Raw genomic sequence first — 18,822 nt, 5'->3', positions numbered from 1 at the left:
CAATACGGGGCCTCATAAGGTTGTTCTTTTAACAAACATGAGGTTATAAAATGCGAGATAAGAAACGTGTGTTCAAGCGGTTAGTGGTTGTAATGCTTTGTGGAGTACTGGTTACTTGCTCAGTTGACATAAAGTTCGAGTTAAGTGGCCAGGGGCTAATCAGTAGTAAGAAGCTCCTTCATTAAACGATTGAGATAGTCAAGGGTATGCAAAGCCATTGTGGCTTTGCTGCCCGTCTGCAAATCAGCAAGTTGCTGCCTATATTTAACTAATTGCAATCGAGTTTGCTCTGCAGACCATTTTCGCCGATGAAGTAAAGCCATATCAGACGGCATGCAGTTACCAAATGGCGTGATCACCATGCCGTCAGCTCTAATACGACAATCTTTCCAGTTGGTGTTATAAGGCAAATAGCCTTTGCAATGAACCTGCAAATAGCGGTGAGCTGTAGGGTGAGGGCGATCATCATGCCAGCGCTGACACTCGGCCACCGGAACACCAAAGAATTCTGATGCCAGTTCATGCTTGCCGTCACCATAGCCGAATGCGTCGTAATAAAGCTCTCTAAAATCGACGAGTTTTTCAGGCCTAATTTTCCGATTTTTTTCCATTTTTAAGTGCGTCCTGTACTGCTTTGGAGATGGAATCCCGTACCGGAACTGGGTAACTGTGTAATTTTTAGAGAATTATTGGAATATTTTATATAAAACAGACATTTAGAGCGAGTTTGGTGCTTCGTAGATGTCCGGAGTAGTCCGGAAGTCCGGACTCAGTTCGAGTGTAACAGAACTCGAACTTCGCGCCTCCCTCAAAACCACCATTGAACAGCAGGGGCTATTCCATCTAATCCCCGGCATTCGCTGGCGCGAATGGCGGGGATTAGATGGTTCAGACTATAGCCCCTTATTGACGACCATAAGCGCGCTTACAAGATGTCTCCATGTGCATTTTATAAATGTCTGAAGGGTCTTCTGCGTAAATCTTCCGCCATGACTTACACAGACGAATATCGTTTTCCTGCGCGCGCCGCTTTTCAATAAGCCGTCTGGTTTCTTCTGGATCTGCCTGTTCTGGCTGATGTGCTGGTGTGATGGCCGGAACAGAGATGGCAGGGCGCGGCATTCCAGCACCGGTTTGTAATGGCGAAAGTGTAGGGCCAAAGGCTTCTAATATGCTGCTCATGCCCATTAAAGCCAGAAACAGCATAAAAAAGTGTGACGTAATGATGGCCAGAAAGACGGCAAAAAAGATGGTCGTGAATAACTTCAATGTCGACATAAATCGTCCTTGTTCAAAGATATAGCGCCTATACCTTATTCGGACGTTTTAATTCTGGCAACGTTTTTACAACAAAGCCCCTAGCGGGGCTGGTTTGGCAGAGGGAAGGCCAAGGCCTTCAGCGGCCGATACATCGGCCTTGAGTTACCGCTTCGCTGCAATAGGGGCCATGCCCCTATTTACCCCTTACTGTCATCAGTCAGCTGCTGCTGCGTCTGCTGCGGCACCGCAGCATATGAATCGTGCACTGGTGCCCAGCGAAACAGCGCAGACCATTTTCCTTTAACAACTTTCAGGCCATAGCTATGGCCTGAAACCTGATAACCCAAATCAACCAGATCTGCTTTGTACAGCTGGTCAACAACCCGGTTATCTGAATCAACCCATACCACCAGTGCATCATAGACAAAACCATTGTATTGACTGAGGTACGTAATTTTTGTCGCATACCGCTGACTGTTCTCCATCACAAAATCCCAGTCTTTAGGCTTCGGCGGTGGCTGGTTTGGTGTTGCTGGCGTTGCGCCTGGCACTTGTTGTTGTGCCACCGGCGCGGGCTTTGTTTGATCCACCGGTACCACCTGAACATCACCGCCAAAAAACTGCAGCAGATACCAAACAGCCAGACAGGCGACAGCAACAACACCGGGCAATCCAAATTTAAATAGACTGCTGTTAAACACATTTAAGCGGCCATCGGCCAGATTGCCTTTGTTTTCGGTATCGGCCTGATGACTGGCATACGCGCCAAAATAGGCCGGATCATAGTTCTTGGTGCCTGAATTAATCTTGGTGAAATCTATTTCGCCGTTTGGCTTCATGGCCCCCTGATATGCAGTCCACTTATAGCGATTTTCCCGACCTAGCATATCGAGCTTTAAAAACTGAATTTTGCGCTGAACGCGACGACGCCAAATGTTATGGCAGTCGGCTAATGACTGACCCATGCAAATGATGTCTAAACCGCGGTGGCCGTGTTCGGTGACAAACTTAGTCATATCGTCGGATAACTTACTGCGACCTGACGGGAAAAAATTTTGCAGTTCATCAATGACAACCAGCGAATCGTTTTCAACCACCTGATAGATGGTATGAACCTGTTCTTCAGTAATTGGAATTAATAATGCTTGGCACTCGTCGAGCGTCAGCTCTGCCAGTTCGGCAAACTTTTGATGGTCGATGCCATTAATCCGGGCAAACACCTTCCGGCGCTTTTTCAGCGCCGGGACAATGTGCTCTTTGGTGGCCTCATAGGACTTGCCAGAGCGGGGCAGTCCTTCATGGAAAATAATCATTTACCACTGGCCCAAAGTGTAGATTTTACGGGCGAGGCGAAACATGATGCCGCTGCCATAAATTGCTAGCCCTTCGGATAAACCGGACTGGCCGAGGAAATAGATGACGCTGGAAGGAATGGCAGAAACCAATGTATTTACGCCGTTCGCCAGAAATTCCGGAGGCGTTATCAGGCCGATGGCAAAAACAACGCCCGTTACCATCAATTCAAAAAGATCTAACGACATATCCTTAATGAGTAACAGCGCTTCTTTCAGCACCTCCAAACACCAGTCCAGATAGTCATTCCATAAATTAACAAACCACTGTTTCATGGTGCCCCCTTAGTCTAAAAACGCCACGCGAAACGCGAGGAACGAAAAAACCAAAATGATAATGGCTCGGATCCCCGGCCAAACCTGATTCATAGTCTCGGAACAAAGCTGGTCAATCGTTATGGTGTAGACATCAACGTCAACAGACCAAGTCGGACAGGAACCACCGAAAGAGGCGTTAAAGTAGCTTTTGATGGACATAAAAATTGGTTTGCCTAATAGCGCTTTGGCTGCGGTATCAATGACGGTGCCGAAGTTCCTTGTCTCAAAGTCGTTATGTTCGAAATCGAGTTCCTTTGGATTAAGCGGAACGTCTTCTTCGTCTTCACCGGGGCCATCCAGCTTTTTGTTTATCTCAGCAACGTTTTTGTCTATCGATGACAAATACATGTTGCTGCGATCCTGACCTGATTTTGTCGGGCCATCGGCTTTTTGGTCTGAAAGCTGTTTGCCTAGATTTTCGATGCTGGTGACGACGTTATCTAAACGGCCCTCAGCGCCTTTCATCACGTCTTTGTAATCCGACTTTTCCATCTCCGGGGTTTTCTTAGTTGGATTGGTTATGGTGTCATCGATTGGCTTCAATGGTGCAAGTGGCGTATTGGTTGGCTGTCCCTCGACACACATAAAAACGTTGTTCACGTAACCGCATGACGCTTCGCAAGTTTGCTTACCGTCTTTGCTGGTGCATTTTTGATTCGGATCCGCACGACAAGCGCGCTGGCCGCTTTGCATTTCCTTGCATTCAACCGGCGGGATAGGGTCTGACACTGGCAGGCCACCAGAGCCGCATTCGTTAGGACTGGTTGTATCAGGCTCAAAAACTCCAGTGGAAACCTTTTTAAATGGGCACAAGTCGCCCTTGTCGTTTTTTACACATACCTTATCGGACGTCGTTACGGTGTCAAAATGACGAATTGGCGCGACCTGAATGTCGCCGACCTTCGGGCAAGACGTCGGTTTTTCCTTTGGCTTAAAGCAATAGGGCGTCGAATCTATCGTTTCTTTCACAGTGAAATGACGGCGTTTTTCGTCTTCATCAGGATTATTGAAAGTGGGCTTTGCGGGACAAGTAACGCTGTTTTCATAGCGTATAACTGAACTGCTGACACTTGCAGCAACTTCGCCACCATCATTGGCACAAAACGCTTGTTTAGTTGAATTATTCACGTGCCAATAGCGTTTCTGGTACATCCATCCACTAGCAATCTGCTTAGTGATGATATGCGGGCATTTGGCGCCTTCATTTAACTTTGCCATCCAAGCGCTTTGATAGCGCTGTGTTGCTTCTTTTGTACAATCAGTGGACGTCTTACGACCAGGAAGTGTGAAGCTCGGATAGGCTGGGTCTGTTGTCGGCAAAGAAGGGTGCCAACCGCGACACACAGTTATTTCATCCTGAGTTGGAAAACGCCAACCGGCGGCATAATCCAAATCAGGGTTAGTGCCAGTAGGGCCAGTCTGAGCGATAGCGCCAAAGCTCATCAAGATGCAGAACATCAGCATCATCAGTGCTATGTACATTTTGAACGCCCACCAGATAAACCCCAATGGATTCTTAATGATGCGTTTTAACAATGCCCAGATATGGGTAAACACCCACAGCGAAAACCTTTTAGCTTTTGAAACCAGCAACAGTTGCATATCCCACCACCATTCCCAACGCGAAAATTAATAAGGCCCAGAACATAAACACCTCCAAATATGAAAAAAGGGGCCGCAGCCCCTTCTTTGTGAACAGCTGGATTAACGGAACCAGCCGATCACCTTGCTGTAACCCCACTTGGCAACACCCGGCAGGATTTTGATGGCAGCAATAGCACCGATTGCGGTAACAATAGTGCCCGCATCAACCGCAGCAGTTAACGCAGACATATCTGGACCAGCAGCCAGAGCAGAACCACTGGCAACAGCCAGCGCAACAACACCTAATTTTTTCATCAGAGATCATCCTTCTCTAAAAAGTTAATGACGGTTTGGAACGCCCAAGCGACCAAATAGGCCAAAACAGGCGTTACAAAACCAAGTTGAAACATCGTTTCGTACTGTTCAGGAGTTACAAACGACGGGTCGAAAATGCGCTCTAGAAACGCAATACTGTCGGTCGGAGTGACCAGCACATAACCCGGGCACTCAGCCATGGAGGGGACTTCAACGGTGTGCAAAGCACCGGCGCTGTCGGGTTGTGCGCAAATAGGCATGATTAAGACGCCTTTTTATTCAGTTCAAGGTGCGGAAACTGGGCGTCTAAAATGGTGAACGTCATCTGTTCAACACCTTTAACTTTGCCAACTTCCCAGACACCTTCGAAATTGACGGTCTGAAGGTACGCGCCGGCTTGTTCAATTTTGCGGGCAAGCTCTACGTTCGGCTTGCCGGTGCTGCGGTCAACGAGTTTCAGTTTTACCGCTGGAGATCCGTATTGAATATTGCCTTTCATGCCGGTGCTTTTTGGATATGGGTTAATGACTTCAACGCCAGCGTATGGCGTGCCGTCTTCCATAAAGCCCGCTGATATGTGCAGCACGATAAATTGGGTTTGCTGGGACATGGTGTTTCCTTAAGCGGCTTTGCCGCAGTTAATCAACTCAAAGGTTGGTCGGGTGGTTGCGTGCCTGTACCAAGGCGGCGTCACGAAGTCGCTTCGCTCAATGGTGCGGCGGTTGTGGATAGTCGGAATGACGTTACGGGTCGGGCAGAACGGCACGGAAATATCAATGCCAAGCGCCAGAAGCCTTGCTTTGTGGACGTAATACTGGCTGGTGTTAGTGCGCTTTTTGTCGGTGTCATGGAATGACATACCGTGCTGCCACTGGTGACAGTATTGGGCGGTCGCATTAGCGGCCTGACGGCTTTTAACGATATTTCGCTGCATGAGCTGGTCTGCAATAGTGATGTAGTCCACTGTGGCGACCTCCAAAGTTTTGATTAACGATTCAAGGGTTGTCATGGTGTGGTGATTAACCAGTTGTTCTAACGTCACGTAGCCGTAATAACAGAGGTCATACCGAGCCAGTTTTTTTGCTTTCCAAGAATGTTCCTCGCGCACGATGCCGCTAAAAGCGCAATGTTCCACCAGTTCCCGGTAGTACTTTTCATCTTCAGGCGTCGCGTTTTTCAGGTTCTTCTTTTCGTGTTCAATCAGCTCGGCGGCTTTGACGTAAATCTTTGTGTAGTCCCAAGAACTACCCCCAGTGCTGCGCGTGGTACTGAAATCGACCGTGCAGCCATTGGGATATAAAAAGGGGTGTTTGCCGTTCGGCAGTGACAGGGTGGCTACGGCGCGTAAAAACGGGCGCTCGTTTTTGTAGCCTACGCAGTGATTTTTGGTGACATCAACGTGTTTGATGATGGCGCCAGAGTAGAATTTCCGTTGTTTTTCGCCGTCTTTACCCTGTAAAAACTCAAAATTGCCAGTGGTAAACGGCGGCAGGCCAAGGCGCAAAAGCACTTGGTTATAGACCGCTACGCAGTCTTCAACAGTGGTCAGGCCGACCAGATTTTCAATACGGCCAAAGCGGCTTGGGTTGCCTTCGACTATTACGGTATGACCGTCACAGCTGACGCGCAGTGATGTTGAATGGCTGGCCTGAACGGTTGTTTTTGATGTACGGACCTCGTTGGAGGTTTCCCCGGTGTGTAAATCGACCGTCATATAGCCTTTGTCACCAATCAGCGGTAAACGCTGATGGTGCGTCTGGCATATGGTGAGGCGGTCGATAAACCAAGTCACAGGCTGTTACTCAGTTATCCACTGAATCTGTGGATAAAACAGGCTTGGCGATCGCGGCAAATTCAGTAATGTGAAGTTCTGACGCGCTGTAATCGCAGGCTAAGTCAAATGCGCCTTGCGGTTCTGCGAATACTCCGTGACAAATGACGATATCGTCATCGCCAGCAGAGAACAGCACGACAGCGCCGGTTTCGGTGTCGCGCAACAAGAACCCAAACGGGTCGGCGTTGATTTCGTTTTCATCGCCTGGCACATCGAGCCAGTCATACAGAAACGCGATTTCGGATGGAGATACAGCAAGGGAGAAATGCGGGAAGAATATTTCTAATTTCTTCAGGGCTTCGGTTTTTTCGTAGTGCGTGACAAGGGAGTTCATAGCAGATCCTTTTACTCCAAAACTGGAGTGATTGTGATCGCCGATTTTTAATTAGTCAACTTCATTTTTGGAGTAATTTTGAAACGGACAGCTAAGCAGGTAGAATTAGCAGAGCTTTTGCAGGGGACAACCTAATGAATTACAGCGGTTATCTAATCGACGAATACAAAAAACTGGATGGCGGAAAATCAGATAAGGTTATCGCTTCTGAGCTGCCAGCAATGACAGTTGGCAACGTTAGCCAAATCCGGACAGGCTTACGCCACCTGACACCAGAACAAGCCATGACGATCGCAGAACGCTGCCAAATGGACATCGGCGAAGTGCTGGTACGTTTAGATATGGAAAAAGCCAAATCACCTGCAGTCAGGGCAGAGTTTGAAAAAGTGCTAAAGAGATTAGCGGGAGTATTTGCGGCCGTCGTGTTGACGATGAGCCTAGCTCTGACACCAAGTCCGAGTGAAGCATCTGCTTCCGCATAATCCAATTTAACATAATATACAGAGTCGGTGCTATCGCAAAGATTATGTACCGTAAATCAATAGGATAGCGCGAAATCATGCCGCAGAGGTGGCGAAAATGGCAGGGTCCAATCCGCCCTGTGTTGCGCAGCCAATCCAAAACTTTACCATCATATCGTTTCCCGCTTTTTGTTCCCGTTCAATATTGACGCAGGCCACAACATACAAGGCGTCGAGGTCTAAAAGCTCGGAGACTTTCACAGCCAAATCATTGTCCATTGCCGTGCGGCCTTTACGGTAGTTGGTAATTGAACACTGAGAAATAGAAAGTTTCTTTGCCAGCTGATAATCAGAAGTCAATAAATATGAGGCTTTGACGGCATCCAGAAAATCACAAGTTTTCATTTTAAAGCTCCGATTGATCAAAAAATCCGCATCAAGTTTAGTCCGATAAGTCAAGGGATTCAATTACTTACAGGGCTTGTGGCATTTAAGCGATTACATTAGTTTCCACTCCGACAGCCTCGGCTGTTCAAAAAATCCCTATGCGGGCGTGTCGGTAGCTCCGGTTCCGACACTAACCCGCGCCGCTGTAGGGGCGGTTTGTAGGGCGGCAATCAAAAGGAGTTTAAGCAATGTATGCATATACAGTAGTTGAATCACCTGAATCATTAATGAACATGAAGCCAGCCTATAACACTGCAAAAGTGTTAAGGGAAAACTGCACCAAAGACCAGACGGCGGCGAAATCGCTGGATCTGTATCTCGAATATCTGGAAGGCATTGAACACGGCGCAAAAAAGCCGGGCCAGCCGCGCAGCGCGGAACAAATGGCGCTCAATGATTCCTACCTAACCAAAATTAAAGCCCGGCTGGCAGAAACAGCACCAAAGCGCACACTGCGCGGCAGCAAATTAAACGGGGTGGCGCAATGATGGCCCCGGTTCTCGCATTACTCGCAACGCTGGGTTTTCTGGCTGCAATGGTGAACCTGTTTCTGGCAAAGCCAAGCAAACAACGCCAAGCGCAAAAGCTGGTGCTGTTCTTTGGTTATACCTCGTTAGCATTTTTGTTTGTGTTGCCGTCTGTGGTCCCGGTAGGCGGTGGCTTATGAACCGGTGCGAGTTTGACGCAAAGCAAGAGGCCGAAAGAATACAAAACGCAATGAAGCAGTGCGCCGTTATTCAGTTTGAAAGCGGCGCATATCTTCGAATCGTTAAAGGCAGTTATGGTAGAGCAATTAGAGATGATTTTATCAAGGTAAACATATTGGCTGATGCCAGCATGTTTGTTATTGGTGGGCCATCTTTGGCAGAGGCGCAAAAGCGGCTGACTATCCGGGGTGAGTATTATCAAGTGGTGATACTGGGCCGCGTGGGGGCGCTGCCATGATTGAAAATTTCCATCAAAAAGCCGGTTTTGTGATTGTCATAGATGGGCGGTTTTTCCGTAGCATCAAAAATGACCGGGTTTGTACTGCATGGTGCATTGCTGGCGCGAAGGTTTATAGCCCGTTCGATCGCAGGGAAGCAGAATCAGACGTTGCAGAGCTAATGCGCAGAAAGAAAAAAGCCGTATTAAGTGAGCTGATGTTTTGTGAAGTCAAAGAGTCAGAGCAGCCAAAAATATCAGAATCATTAGAAGGCGGTGACACATGGTTGCCGTTCTAACAAATTTCCATGTTAACGCAGGTCATGCAGCGGCGCGGCTGCGCCAGAAACTGGAAGGGCTGCAAATTATGGCAGTCGTGGGATATACGCCAGCGGCGGAATTTATCAGCCTTGGTTTAGACAAGGCACCGGAACCGGTGATGATTCCACATTGGCGCACGGGCACTGTTTCGCAATTTCAACCGGACGAAATGTGCCGGGAGATTGTTTTACAGTTCCAGTGGACCGACGAAACAGGCGAGGCTGATACGGGCGTTTTCGAAGACGAAGACATAACGCTGTTATTGGCGCCGGATCAGCTGCACCTGTTAGACCGTTTCAAGTAAGGCCGCGCCAATGCTTCAAAACTGGGCCTTTCAGCACGACCAAGGCAAATTCATTGCCGGGCTAAAAACCACGATTAACCGGATACCGCGCACACTGCGCGGTAATGCCGTTGAACTGATTTACAACGCAGACCGGGAACAGGACTACAACAGCAACATTTCAGCGCTGCGGGCCGTGTCTGGCGCAGCCGTCAAGGCAGCAAAGAAGGGCCAGTATTTAGCCGATTTTAAAATCCCGCAAAAGGTGATCGCCAGCAAGGACCAGACAAAGAAACTTGCCGGGGAACTGGCGCAACAGTGCTTTGCGGATATGTTGGAAATTGCAGATAGCTTGCCACCCGGTACGCCTTATCTGGACAGCTTGACCGCGACTTATGACGGGGTTTGCCGGTTGTCGCTGCAACGAATCCCGCAGGTAACGCCGCCGCTTTACGGTGAGGACCAAGAGCCGGAAGTGATGGAGTGCGCCTTGCTGCGTTTGCAGTGCGCTAAATGGTGGAACCGCAAGCTGCAAAAGCTGCGAAAGCAGCACCTTGAAACACTGGAAATCATGGCCGGGGCCGTGGGCCGCAACGCCAGTCCGTATGCATCGCACCGGGCTATAGCGGAGTTTATCCGGGATAAAGCCGCGCAACGGCGCTGGGCTGAAAGTCTGATTTTAACCAACGAAAACGGCGAACAGCTGGATTTAATCAAGGCTATCGACGCCAGCATAGCGAACCCGGAAAACGCCCGCGCTGAGCTAATGAAGCGGATCAGGGGCTTAGAAGAGTACGCAGAGGAAATAGATTTTAAGGCCGTGTTTATCACGGTGTCCGCGCCTTCGAAATATCATGCAAATTCGAAGAAATGGACCGGGGCAACGCCAACTGAGACCAATGACTATATGGTCAAAACGTGGGGACTAGCCCGCGCCAAACTGAACCGGGCCGATTCAACCTATTTTGGTATCCGGGTAGCTGAACCGCACAAAGACGCAACGCCGCATTGGCATATGCTGTTTTTTGTTCCAGCGGATGAAATCAAATTCCTTTGCCGGGTGATCCGTTACTACTTTTGCCGGGCTGATATTGGCGAACTGATGGCCCGGTTTAAAAACCGCAAGCAGCTGCGCAAAAAATGGCGGCAAGCCCGAAAAATGTGGGGCTTTCAGAAAATGCAGGGGCGCAAAGTTGCAGAGCCGCGCCGGTTCTATATGCCGTTTCAGCCGCGTTTTGATGTAGAAATCATTGACCCGAAAAAGGGCAGCGCCGCTGCGTATATCGCTAAATACGTATCCAAAAACATTAACGGCTTTGAAGTCGCTGACCTGATAGACAAAGAGACCGGTAAAACGCTGGGCGAAGGCGTTATGAACGTTAAAACGTGGGCCAGTACTTGGAATATCCGGCAGTTCCAATTCCAAGGCTGCGATCCGATTACCGCATATCGTGAAATTCGCCGGGTGCGTGAAGCCTTTACAGGTGAGCATCAGCAGGAACTAGAGCAGCTGCGACAGGCGGCTGACAGCAAAGACTTTGTAAACTTTATCCGGGCAATGAAGCAGATAGACACCGCGATCGAATATGAAACTATCCCTTATGGCAACGAATACGGCGAAGCGGTCAGAAAAATCAAAGGCGTGACCGCAGGCAATCAAACCGCTTTTACCCGGCTGCACCAATGGCAGATGCAGCGCCGGGACGCTCTTAAAGTTGGCGCCAGCCAACAATCTTGGACTTGTGGCACTAACTGTACGCAGTCAGGAAAGGGCCAGGTTACAGACCCAAAATTAGAAAAATTGGGCATTGACGCTGAAGCGCTGGCGCTATTGCACCGGGGCTGTACGGTCAATATCGAAGGGGCGCGCTACAAAATCCGGCACGGCGGGCTTGAATTGCTCGGCTATGCAGAAAAACCACCGGCGCAAATCGCGCCAGAACCACCAAAACCACAAAAGAAGGTAGAAATACTATGGCACTGACTGAGCAAGTGTTAGGAATCGTCGCGCAAGCAGACTTGATTGGGGAAATGAATATGTTTCAGCGCCCGGCAGCGTATGAGCAGCTAGTGAAAAATGACATTGTCCCGGTATTGCTGGCTGTTGCAAAGCATATCGACGGCGCAAGCCAGAGCGATGAAACCGCCGCGCAGATTGCAGAGTTAAAACAGGAAATCGCCACGTTAAAAGGCCGCGTAACCAAACTGCAAAAATCTGGCTCAGGGGTGGCGGCATGATAGCGCCGCCATCTGTTAACCGGGCCTTTTACTGGTCCTATCTGGCGCAGTCTATCCGGGCTGCGCTCAAATCTGAAAAACTTTGGCTGGAGCAATAAAAATGGCCGGTGATGCACTCGCAACAATGAATTGCACGGTTTGCGATAAACCGGGCGCAGCTGTAAAGAAAACCAAAAATTCGCCCGCGTTATACCTGCACTGTTCTTGCGGTTGTCACCGGTCGAGCGCCCCGGTTTTTCAGCAAAAACTCAGAAATGCAGTTTCAGGAATTTCTGAACCAGTTACAGAAAACGTTTCTGAAATTTCAGACGGTGATCCGGGACATTGGAAGCCAACAATTCAGACGCAGACCGCAAAAACACTGGAAATTCCAGAAATCAATCAACCACAGCCACAAAGCGCAGTAGCAGCGCCAACCAGCAAAAGCCTTAAGAAAGTCGCGGGCTTTACCTTGTTTGCACTGGGCGCGTTAGGCTTTGCATTAAAGGCTTTACGATGACAGATCAAATTCAGACCGCGCCAGAGCTGGCGCAGGATACCGGGCCAGAGTTAAGCCCGGAATTGTTAGAGATGGGCCAGACCGAAGCGGCAGCGCAGCCAGCACCGCAGGCCGAACTGGCACCACTGGAAAAGCAAGCCACACTGGACCCGGCGCGGATTGCCGCGACTGAACAAGTCGTGAAATCAGCGGCGGGGTTGTTTTTCTATCAGGCGCAAGTGATGACCGGGCGCCAGCTCGGACTGAATGACCGATTGGCCGGGGACTTAGCCAAGGGCGTTGCGCCGTGCCTGGTGAAATACGGCATTGGTGAACCATCCGAACTGTTCGCCCGGTGGGAAGTGGAACTAAAAGCCGCTATGGCTATTGGTTCCGTGGTCTATGCCGTGTGGAAAGCAGAGCGGGAATATAAAATCGAACAGGACAAAGCGCAAAAAATCCAAACAGCGCAGCCGGTGGCCGGGCATGGCAATCAATCCTAACAACGCGCACACCGTCGAACATGCCTGCTATTGCGGGACCAGCGGCGGCGGCAAAACCGTTGCCGTGAAGTTACTGGGGCTTATCCAGGATGGCGATCCGGTGGCGATACTGGATATATACGGCGATTATCTGCCAAACCGGCGGCGCAAGCTGTCCGGACTTGGCGGGCGCAAGGTTTACCACTATACAACGCGGATGACGTTTTACCGGGCCTTTGTCGAGGCGTGGAGCAGCGGCAAGCCGTTTGCCGTGGCGTACCAGCCACAATGCGACAGCAGCGACGATTACAAGGCAGAATCCGCGTGGTTTGCGGACCTAATCTGGAAAGCAGCAGACGGCAAGCGCCGGTTACATGTCGTGTTCGAAGAAATGGCTAAATACATGGATGGCACCGGCAAAGCGTCCAACCGCATCGGGGAAATTGCGACCGGGGGCCGCAAGTTTGGCTTGGTCTGTCACTTTGTTTTTCAGCGTCCGACTGAAGTACCAAAAACGCTGATCACACAAGCCGCCGTATTGGTAGTGGGTGCGCAACAGGCCATGATTGACGCGAAACGCTGGGCGGAGGAACTGGATTGCAAGCTCGATGAAATAAAGGAATTGGGCGACTTAAACCGCAAGCGAAAAGACACAAAATATTACCTTGTAAAGCGCGCCGGTATTGGGAATTACGAGCAAAAAAGCCTGAGTTTCTAAAACGGGTAATTTCAGAAAAGTTTCTGGAATCCGTTTTAACTGGTTCAAAAAATCGGCATAGGCTGCAAACCGCTTATGTCGATTTTTCTTTTAACCAGTGGGGGCAAAAATGCCAGATTTACAAACCAAACAAACTTACAGCCTGATGACACTGATTTTAGTGGCCGCAGGCACCGCCGCAGCCGTTGTTTATGCATCAAACAACATCCGCGCTGCCCGTCAGATCATCGGTTAAGGGGTATCTGATGGATTTACTACAAATCGCAATCAACGGCTTTAAGCCGACACCGGTCGAGCTGAACGCATTTCAGGGCGTTGCACCGGGCGTCCGCGCCAGTTTGCAAATCACGCCGGGCGCAACGTTTTGCTCGATTGAGCTGATCTCAAACATTACCAACATTGCACACATTGAAAAAATCGAAGTCGAGTTGAACGGCCAGACTATCGTCAACGTGACCGGATACGATGTAAAAACGTTGCTCGAAGGCTACACCAAGCGCAGCCGCAGCGCGGGCCGCTATGTGATCAACTTCTTTAACCCGGAAGCAAAAACGCTCAACAGCATGCGCGTTGGTGAGCTGGTAACGCTGCCATCCGATACGCTGACCGTTTATGTCAGTTTTGCCGCCGCAGCGGTATCGCCAACACTGCGCGCCCGTGCTTTGGTAACGCCAGCGCAGCCGGTTCGCCGTTTCCTGCCAAAGATTTATACAATCAACGTAGACCCGGCAGTCATTGGTGAAAACCTGTTTAATTACCCGGTACGCCGTGGTGATCACTTTATCCGCCGTCTGCACTTCAAATCTGTCAACGTGTCAAAACTGCAAGTGTTCCGAGATGACCTGAAAGTGTTTAACGCGAACGCGACCGATAACCGGGAAGACTTAAACGAGGGCGGCGACAACGCAGCAGTTGCCAACGTGTTCCACTTTGATCCGGGCCATATTGGTTTCCAGCTGGAAGGTGCATTTCCAACGATTGCACAAAAGGCGCTCGAGTTCCGCTATGACGTCACAGCACTGGGCGCGGTCCCAATTCTGTGCGAAACGCTGGACCAAGTGTATTTTGACAATCAAGCGTAATCGCCAGGCGGGTAACGCGTAACCAATAAAACAAAAGCCGCGCCCAAAAAACGCGGCTTTTTTAATCGGAGTAAAGAAATTATGAATGCAGTGATGGCAGCGACCACCGCAGCAACGACCACCGCGAATACAGACTGGTGGGGCGGCTTGGTCAATAACTTTGGTCAGATGGGCGGGAAAATATTCGAATCCATCGGCGAAGGTTCAAACCTGTATGTACAGGGCAAGATTGCTGAAAAGCTCGGCTATAACCCGGCGCAGCAGCAAGCCTATCTGGATGCGACCAGCTCGGCAGCGTACCAGCGCCAGCAAGTAACCGGCGTTGGCCGGGACTGGGACGGCGCAACGCTCAATGATGACGTTGTGACCATTGGCGGCATGACCATTGAAAACGGCAGCATCAAAACGGGCGCACTGTTAATCGGCGGTGCAATTCTGGCAGTGCTGGCTTTTAAAGTCCTGAAATAATGGAGGTGATCATGCGTTTACTGCAAAAAGCAAAAAGCCTGTTTTTAACGACCGCGCAAAGTGTGACACCGCAAAGTCAGACCGCTGTACTGTCGCGAACGGATGCGGCAACAGGCGTTAAACAACCAATGTTTGCCCGCGCTGAAGTGGCCCCGGATAACGTGTTGCCGTCTGAGCGATTCGACCCGCGCCAGATGTTCCGGGCGCTCGGCCAATCGGGCCAGACGTCACAAAGCAAGCGGATTTACGAAACACCGCCAACACGGCCCGGCTATAAGTTCGAGGACCGTTAACGATGGGACCACTGATGGCAGCAAGCATTCCGGGGATGCCGGGCGCAGGCGGCGGCGCTAGTTTGAGCGACTCCGGTAGTGCTGTTTCTGGGGATGTGAACGGCAAGAACAACAACGGCGGGGCGATCCACTTCGCCCCGACTTGGCAGGGCCAATTGGTTTGGCTTGGCGTGGCGGCGTTAGGCGTTGGCGCGTTTTACCTGTGGAAAAAGAAATAAGGGGGTTTTGTGGGCTTATTTAGCGGCAGCAAATCCAGCAGTACCAGCAGCACCACCACGAACAACAGCACGACGCTCGGCGTACAGGGTGATTTATCCGGCATTCTGGGCGATGGAAACCTAATCAGTTCGGACAATTCAGACCGTCGAGTCGATAACAGCAATAACAGCCGGTCTGACTGGTGGCAGGACGCAAGCAACAATTCAGATAACCGGGTGGATAATTCCGACAACAGCAGCCGGAATTTTGACGGGCAATTGGCCGGGGCCAATGTGGGTGGCAATGTCACGATGACGGCAGACGGCGCATTTGATTTTGGCCGGGACGTTGCCAACGTTTTAGGCGCAACCATGCAAACCGCGCTCAAAAACGCCACCGAACAAACCTATTTAGCCACCAAAGCAAATGAAGCGGTAACGCGTGACGCGCTGGCGTTTGGCTCGGATAGTTTGCGCAGTGTGGAAAATGCCAGCCGTTATGCGTTGGATACAAACCGGGCGACCAGCAAAGAGGCGATCGAGGGCGTTTTATATGCCACAGAATCCGCCAATAAGGCGAGCGCAGAAGCCGCAAAGCGTCTGGCTGAAACCACTGAAAACAGCACCAAGGCAGCAATTGACGCCAGCAACGCGGCCATGCAGCGTAACGCGGCATTAATCCAAACGACAGCGCTCGGCGGTCAGGATTTAATGATTGAAGGGATGCAGAAATCGCTGATGTACTTGGGCGGTTTTCTGGCACTGGGTTTTGTGTTTATGGCATGGGGGCGTAAATAATGGCCGTAATTAATTTAACACCGGGCCAGAGCGCCAACATTGCGTTATCAGGCCGATTTCTGGTGGCGCGGCGCGTATCCGGGACCGTGTTTTGTGATGATCCGGCAACACAATTGCCGGAGTTCAGTCTGCGCCAGGGCGATAACATCGATTTTTCCGGCATGTCGGTTCGCTCAGTGCGAGTTACTAACAAAGGGACCATTGCAGCGCAAATTGATGTTGAATCAAGCCCGGTTCGGATCATCAGCAGCGACGGCGGAGCCGTAACAGTGACCGGGGGCGAACTACAGCGCATTGTCGAGCCAATCAACGTTACCGCAACGGCGACCGTTGAGGATGGCAATATGACCAGCCTGTCACAAAGCGCGGTGGATGACGCGTTAGATGTGGATATTCCAGCCGGGCAAAAAGTACAGGTGATTGGCGCAAGCGTCGATAAGCGCCGAACCGTGATTTTGCAAAACATCAGCGCGACAGAAACAGAATGTCGAGTCGGCGGGCCTAACGTTGCGGCAGGCCGGGGCGCACTGTTCACCGGTTCCAAAGCGGCCCCGGCCTCACTGGAATTCGACACGGTGGGCGCAGTGCATGTGTTCAACAACAGCGCGCAGGCTGCAAAAATTTCTGTCATGTGGGGTAAGCGCTAATGCCCATTATAGTCAGTAACATGGCTGCAATTCAGGCCATGCTGAACAGCCAAAAGGCCGCGATTGACGTCACTGTCAACGCGGCGCGGGATAACGTAAATGCCAATGTGGATGCAGACGCTGCAGCGCTTGCAGGTGTGGTCAATGCGGCGCGGGATAACGTCAAGGCGGACACAACCGCGCAGCTTGCAACACAAACAACAGCCATCAACAGCAACACGGATACGAAAACCGGCGCAGTAACTACCGCAGTCAATGCTAAGGGCGTTGTGAAGTCAATCCAGCGGGGCATAGCATCGCCAAATGGCGCATCCGGTACGCAAAATACGCTCAATATTGCTATTTCAGCCGTGGACTTTAGCAAGTCACAAGTCATTGTTAGCGGGGTTGTTCTGGGGGCAGGCAATAACCCGGCGCAGCATTCCGCAAGGCTGACCAGCGCAACAAACTTGGAAGTAACAGGGTTTATGACCAGCACCAGCTATACGACCGCTGTTTACTGGCAGGTCATCGAGTTTTTCTGATGATTACCCTAACAGCGCCAATGGTCAAAAAGCTGGACCAACTATTAGCGGGCGGCGGTGGCGGTGGCGGCGGTACTACGGATTTAACGCCGGTCCTTGATGCCATTGCAGCCATTCCGGGCGGTAGCGGTTCAACGGATTTAACGCCGGTCCTCAATGCAATAGCGGCAATCCCAGCGCCAACCGGGGGCAATGTCGATTTAACGCCGGTATTAAATGCCGTGGCGGCAGTGGATAGCAAAGCGGTGGCGCTGCAAAGTAGCGTTGCAGCCATTCCGGGCGGTGGCGGCGGTACAACGGATTTAACGCCGGTATTAAATGCCGTGGCGGCAGTGGATAGCAAAGCGGTGGCGCTGCAAAGTAGCGTTGCAGCTATTCCGACCACCGGGGGCGGCGGTAGTGCTGGCAGTCCTATCAAGTCAATTCAGCGGATGAATATATCAACGTCAGTTGCCGCCAATGCCACAAACCAGTTTGCAATTGCAGCGGTAGACCCGGCAAAAAGCAGCATCAACACGATAGCATCAGCAACGTTTGCTACCGCATCGCTAAACATTGCACTAGATGCAGATAAAGTGCGCATCATCAACACCGGCGCATCATCGGCAAACCCAATAATTAAACTGGAGATTATCGAATATGTATAAATTCGCACAAATTGAAGGGGGGCAGGTTGTTTGCCTGTCCGAACTATCAGCACAGCTCAATTTACCCAATCTGGTGGCGCTGGACGCAGCCGGGCAATTTAACGGGCGGGCGGTGCAATTGGGCGACCTGTGGGACGGCAGCAATTTTGCGCCAGCGCCAGAGGTTTAAGCCATGAATAAAACCAGTCTTTTAATCGGCGGTGGCGTAGGTCTGGCAGCAGTGGCCGGGCTGATGTTCGCCAGCCGCGCCAATGCGTCAGAAACAGGAGCAGTACCAGTGACAACACCAACAGCGGGCGGCAATACCGCGCCAACAACAACGCCAACAACGCAAGAAAAGCCACCGGTAACGGTAGCCGGGCCGGTCCCGCGGGGTATCCGGAATAACAATCCGGGCAACATCAAAAAATCAGCATCGCCGTGGGTGGGTAAAGTCGGTAACGATGGCACGTTCGAGATTTTCGACACCGCGCAAAACGGTATCCGGGCCATGGGCCGGTTGCTGCGCACGTACCGCAACAGCTACGGCCTGAATACTATCCGGGGCATTATCCAGCGCTGGACAGCGGGCGACAGCTCAACCATCCAAAACAACTATGTGAAGCATCTGGTTAATAAAACCGGCATTGGTGAGGGCGATCAGCTGATTAGTGTTAGCCAATATGCCGCCGTGGTGGAAAACATGATTTTCTTCGAAAACGGCCAGCAGCCTTACAGTAAAGCGCTGATTGTGGAGGCGGTACAAAATGGCATGGCATAAACAACTGATTATGAGCGTTGCCGCCTCACTGGTGGCCGCGTACCTGTGGGAACAATT

33 protein-coding genes are annotated in these 18,822 nt (G+C 50.9%); 22 read left to right on the top strand and 11 right to left on the bottom strand.

Annotated features, from left to right (window positions below; genetic code table 11):
* Positions 1-155 precede the first annotated feature (155 nt).
* The 10 genes from ACQ66Q_RS04135 to ACQ66Q_RS04090 all read right to left on the bottom strand — a co-directional run bounded on the left by ACQ66Q_RS04135 (position 156) and on the right by ACQ66Q_RS04090 (position 6,997).
* A complete protein-coding gene (locus ACQ66Q_RS04135; RefSeq protein WP_430455635.1) occupies positions 156-611 on the bottom strand; it encodes a hypothetical protein in 456 nt (151 codons plus the stop codon).
* Positions 612-903: 292 nt separating this feature from the next.
* Positions 904-1,278 (bottom strand): hypothetical protein, encoded by a 375-nt coding sequence (locus ACQ66Q_RS04130; RefSeq protein WP_430455634.1) that lies wholly within the window; start codon positions 1,276-1,278, stop codon positions 904-906.
* Between the two features lie 179 nt (positions 1,279-1,457).
* Positions 1,458-2,573, bottom strand: a complete 1,116-nt coding sequence (locus ACQ66Q_RS04125) for a zonular occludens toxin family protein (RefSeq protein ID WP_430455633.1) — start codon at positions 2,571-2,573, stop codon at positions 1,458-1,460.
* Positions 2,574-2,888, bottom strand: coding sequence for a DUF2523 family protein (locus ACQ66Q_RS04120; RefSeq protein ID WP_430455632.1), 315 nt, complete (start codon positions 2,886-2,888; stop codon positions 2,574-2,576).
* 9 nt (positions 2,889-2,897) lie between these two features.
* Positions 2,898-4,532, bottom strand: coding sequence for a hypothetical protein (locus ACQ66Q_RS04115; RefSeq protein ID WP_430455631.1), 1,635 nt, complete (start codon positions 4,530-4,532; stop codon positions 2,898-2,900).
* Positions 4,533-4,634: 102 nt separating this feature from the next.
* Positions 4,635-4,829, bottom strand: coding sequence for a hypothetical protein (locus tag ACQ66Q_RS04110; RefSeq protein ID WP_430455630.1), 195 nt, complete (start codon positions 4,827-4,829; stop codon positions 4,635-4,637).
* On the bottom strand, positions 4,829-5,089 hold the full coding sequence (locus tag ACQ66Q_RS04105) for a hypothetical protein (protein ID WP_430455629.1): 261 nt from the start codon (positions 5,087-5,089) through the stop codon (positions 4,829-4,831). Before ACQ66Q_RS04105 ends, ACQ66Q_RS04110 begins: the two co-directional genes overlap by 1 nt.
* 2 nt (positions 5,090-5,091) lie before the next feature.
* Positions 5,092-5,439, bottom strand: a complete 348-nt coding sequence (locus ACQ66Q_RS04100) for a hypothetical protein (protein ID WP_430455628.1) — start codon at positions 5,437-5,439, stop codon at positions 5,092-5,094.
* 9 nt (positions 5,440-5,448) lie between these two features.
* Positions 5,449-6,621, bottom strand: a complete 1,173-nt coding sequence (locus ACQ66Q_RS04095) for a phage/plasmid replication domain-containing protein (protein ID WP_430455627.1) — start codon at positions 6,619-6,621, stop codon at positions 5,449-5,451.
* Positions 6,622-6,631: 10 nt separating this feature from the next.
* Positions 6,632-6,997 carry a hypothetical protein gene (locus tag ACQ66Q_RS04090; protein ID WP_430455626.1) on the bottom strand — a complete coding sequence of 122 codons (366 nt, stop codon included), beginning with the start codon at positions 6,995-6,997 and terminating at the stop codon, positions 6,632-6,634.
* Between the two features lie 134 nt (positions 6,998-7,131).
* Between ACQ66Q_RS04090 and ACQ66Q_RS04085 the strand changes: the two genes are divergently transcribed.
* Positions 7,132-7,479, top strand: a complete 348-nt coding sequence (locus ACQ66Q_RS04085; protein ID WP_430455625.1) for a DUF3693 domain-containing protein — start codon at positions 7,132-7,134, stop codon at positions 7,477-7,479.
* Between the two features lie 75 nt (positions 7,480-7,554).
* Here ACQ66Q_RS04085 and ACQ66Q_RS04080 read toward each other — a convergent pair whose 3' ends face one another.
* Positions 7,555-7,863, bottom strand: a complete 309-nt coding sequence (locus ACQ66Q_RS04080) for a helix-turn-helix domain-containing protein (RefSeq protein WP_430455624.1) — start codon at positions 7,861-7,863, stop codon at positions 7,555-7,557.
* Positions 7,864-8,132: 269 nt separating this feature from the next.
* Between ACQ66Q_RS04080 and ACQ66Q_RS04075 the strand changes: the two genes are divergently transcribed.
* The 21 genes from ACQ66Q_RS04075 to ACQ66Q_RS03975 all read left to right on the top strand — a co-directional run bounded on the left by ACQ66Q_RS04075 (position 8,133) and on the right by ACQ66Q_RS03975 (position 18,765).
* A complete protein-coding gene (locus ACQ66Q_RS04075; protein WP_430455623.1) occupies positions 8,133-8,393 on the top strand; it encodes a hypothetical protein in 261 nt (86 codons plus the stop codon).
* Positions 8,390-8,572 carry a hypothetical protein gene (locus ACQ66Q_RS04070; protein WP_430455622.1) on the top strand — a complete coding sequence of 61 codons (183 nt, stop codon included), beginning with the start codon at positions 8,390-8,392 and terminating at the stop codon, positions 8,570-8,572. Before ACQ66Q_RS04075 ends, ACQ66Q_RS04070 begins: the two co-directional genes overlap by 4 nt.
* Complete coding sequence (locus ACQ66Q_RS04065) at positions 8,569-8,850, top strand: hypothetical protein (protein WP_430455621.1); 282 nt, start codon at positions 8,569-8,571, stop codon at positions 8,848-8,850. The genes ACQ66Q_RS04070 and ACQ66Q_RS04065 overlap by 4 nt, the downstream gene beginning before the upstream one ends.
* Positions 8,847-9,128, top strand: coding sequence for a hypothetical protein (locus ACQ66Q_RS04060; protein ID WP_430455620.1), 282 nt, complete (start codon positions 8,847-8,849; stop codon positions 9,126-9,128). The genes ACQ66Q_RS04065 and ACQ66Q_RS04060 overlap by 4 nt, the downstream gene beginning before the upstream one ends.
* The gene (locus ACQ66Q_RS04055; protein WP_430455619.1) at positions 9,113-9,454 is read left to right on the top strand and encodes a hypothetical protein; all 342 of its coding nucleotides are present in this window, start codon (positions 9,113-9,115) and stop codon (positions 9,452-9,454) included. Before ACQ66Q_RS04060 ends, ACQ66Q_RS04055 begins: the two co-directional genes overlap by 16 nt.
* A gap of 10 nt (positions 9,455-9,464) precedes the next feature.
* Complete coding sequence (locus ACQ66Q_RS04050) at positions 9,465-11,417, top strand: replication endonuclease (RefSeq protein ID WP_430455618.1); 1,953 nt, start codon at positions 9,465-9,467, stop codon at positions 11,415-11,417.
* Positions 11,408-11,671 carry a hypothetical protein gene (locus ACQ66Q_RS04045; protein ID WP_430455617.1) on the top strand — a complete coding sequence of 88 codons (264 nt, stop codon included), beginning with the start codon at positions 11,408-11,410 and terminating at the stop codon, positions 11,669-11,671. The genes ACQ66Q_RS04050 and ACQ66Q_RS04045 overlap by 10 nt, the downstream gene beginning before the upstream one ends.
* 100 nt (positions 11,672-11,771) lie before the next feature.
* Positions 11,772-12,170, top strand: coding sequence for a hypothetical protein (locus tag ACQ66Q_RS04040; protein WP_430455616.1), 399 nt, complete (start codon positions 11,772-11,774; stop codon positions 12,168-12,170).
* Entirely contained in the window at positions 12,167-12,652 is a 486-nt protein-coding gene (locus ACQ66Q_RS04035) for a hypothetical protein (RefSeq protein ID WP_430455615.1), read from the top strand. Before ACQ66Q_RS04040 ends, ACQ66Q_RS04035 begins: the two co-directional genes overlap by 4 nt.
* Positions 12,636-13,349 carry a hypothetical protein gene (locus tag ACQ66Q_RS04030; protein ID WP_430455614.1) on the top strand — a complete coding sequence of 238 codons (714 nt, stop codon included), beginning with the start codon at positions 12,636-12,638 and terminating at the stop codon, positions 13,347-13,349. The genes ACQ66Q_RS04035 and ACQ66Q_RS04030 overlap by 17 nt, the downstream gene beginning before the upstream one ends.
* A gap of 109 nt (positions 13,350-13,458) precedes the next feature.
* A complete protein-coding gene (locus ACQ66Q_RS04025) occupies positions 13,459-13,584 on the top strand; it encodes a hypothetical protein (protein ID WP_430455613.1) in 126 nt (41 codons plus the stop codon).
* Positions 13,585-13,594: 10 nt separating this feature from the next.
* On the top strand, positions 13,595-14,431 hold the full coding sequence (locus ACQ66Q_RS04020) for a major capsid protein P2 (RefSeq protein ID WP_430455612.1): 837 nt from the start codon (positions 13,595-13,597) through the stop codon (positions 14,429-14,431).
* 81 nt (positions 14,432-14,512) lie between these two features.
* Entirely contained in the window at positions 14,513-14,899 is a 387-nt protein-coding gene (locus tag ACQ66Q_RS04015) for a hypothetical protein (protein ID WP_430455611.1), read from the top strand.
* Positions 14,900-14,910: 11 nt separating this feature from the next.
* Positions 14,911-15,192 (top strand): hypothetical protein, encoded by a 282-nt coding sequence (locus ACQ66Q_RS04010; RefSeq protein ID WP_430455610.1) that lies wholly within the window; start codon positions 14,911-14,913, stop codon positions 15,190-15,192.
* A gap of 2 nt (positions 15,193-15,194) precedes the next feature.
* Positions 15,195-15,410, top strand: coding sequence for an LPXTG cell wall anchor domain-containing protein (locus ACQ66Q_RS04005; RefSeq protein ID WP_430455609.1), 216 nt, complete (start codon positions 15,195-15,197; stop codon positions 15,408-15,410).
* Between the two features lie 9 nt (positions 15,411-15,419).
* Complete coding sequence (locus tag ACQ66Q_RS04000; RefSeq protein WP_430455608.1) at positions 15,420-16,187, top strand: hypothetical protein; 768 nt, start codon at positions 15,420-15,422, stop codon at positions 16,185-16,187.
* The gene (locus tag ACQ66Q_RS03995; RefSeq protein WP_430455607.1) at positions 16,187-16,834 is read left to right on the top strand and encodes a hypothetical protein; all 648 of its coding nucleotides are present in this window, start codon (positions 16,187-16,189) and stop codon (positions 16,832-16,834) included. The genes ACQ66Q_RS04000 and ACQ66Q_RS03995 overlap by 1 nt, the downstream gene beginning before the upstream one ends.
* Before the next feature lie 20 nt (positions 16,835-16,854).
* Positions 16,855-17,358 (top strand): hypothetical protein, encoded by a 504-nt coding sequence (locus tag ACQ66Q_RS03990; protein ID WP_430455606.1) that lies wholly within the window; start codon positions 16,855-16,857, stop codon positions 17,356-17,358.
* A complete protein-coding gene (locus ACQ66Q_RS03985; protein WP_430455605.1) occupies positions 17,358-18,005 on the top strand; it encodes a hypothetical protein in 648 nt (215 codons plus the stop codon). Before ACQ66Q_RS03990 ends, ACQ66Q_RS03985 begins: the two co-directional genes overlap by 1 nt.
* A complete protein-coding gene (locus ACQ66Q_RS03980) occupies positions 17,998-18,174 on the top strand; it encodes a hypothetical protein (protein WP_430455604.1) in 177 nt (58 codons plus the stop codon). Before ACQ66Q_RS03985 ends, ACQ66Q_RS03980 begins: the two co-directional genes overlap by 8 nt.
* 3 nt (positions 18,175-18,177) lie before the next feature.
* Positions 18,178-18,765, top strand: a complete 588-nt coding sequence (locus ACQ66Q_RS03975) for a hypothetical protein (protein ID WP_430455603.1) — start codon at positions 18,178-18,180, stop codon at positions 18,763-18,765.
* Positions 18,766-18,822 lie beyond the last annotated feature (57 nt).

This window comes from Rheinheimera sp., from assembly GCF_965283995.1.
GTDB lineage: Bacteria > Pseudomonadota > Gammaproteobacteria > Enterobacterales > Alteromonadaceae > Pararheinheimera.
The sequence above is the reverse complement of the archived record's forward strand: the minus strand, read 5'-3'. Positions and strand labels throughout refer to the sequence as shown.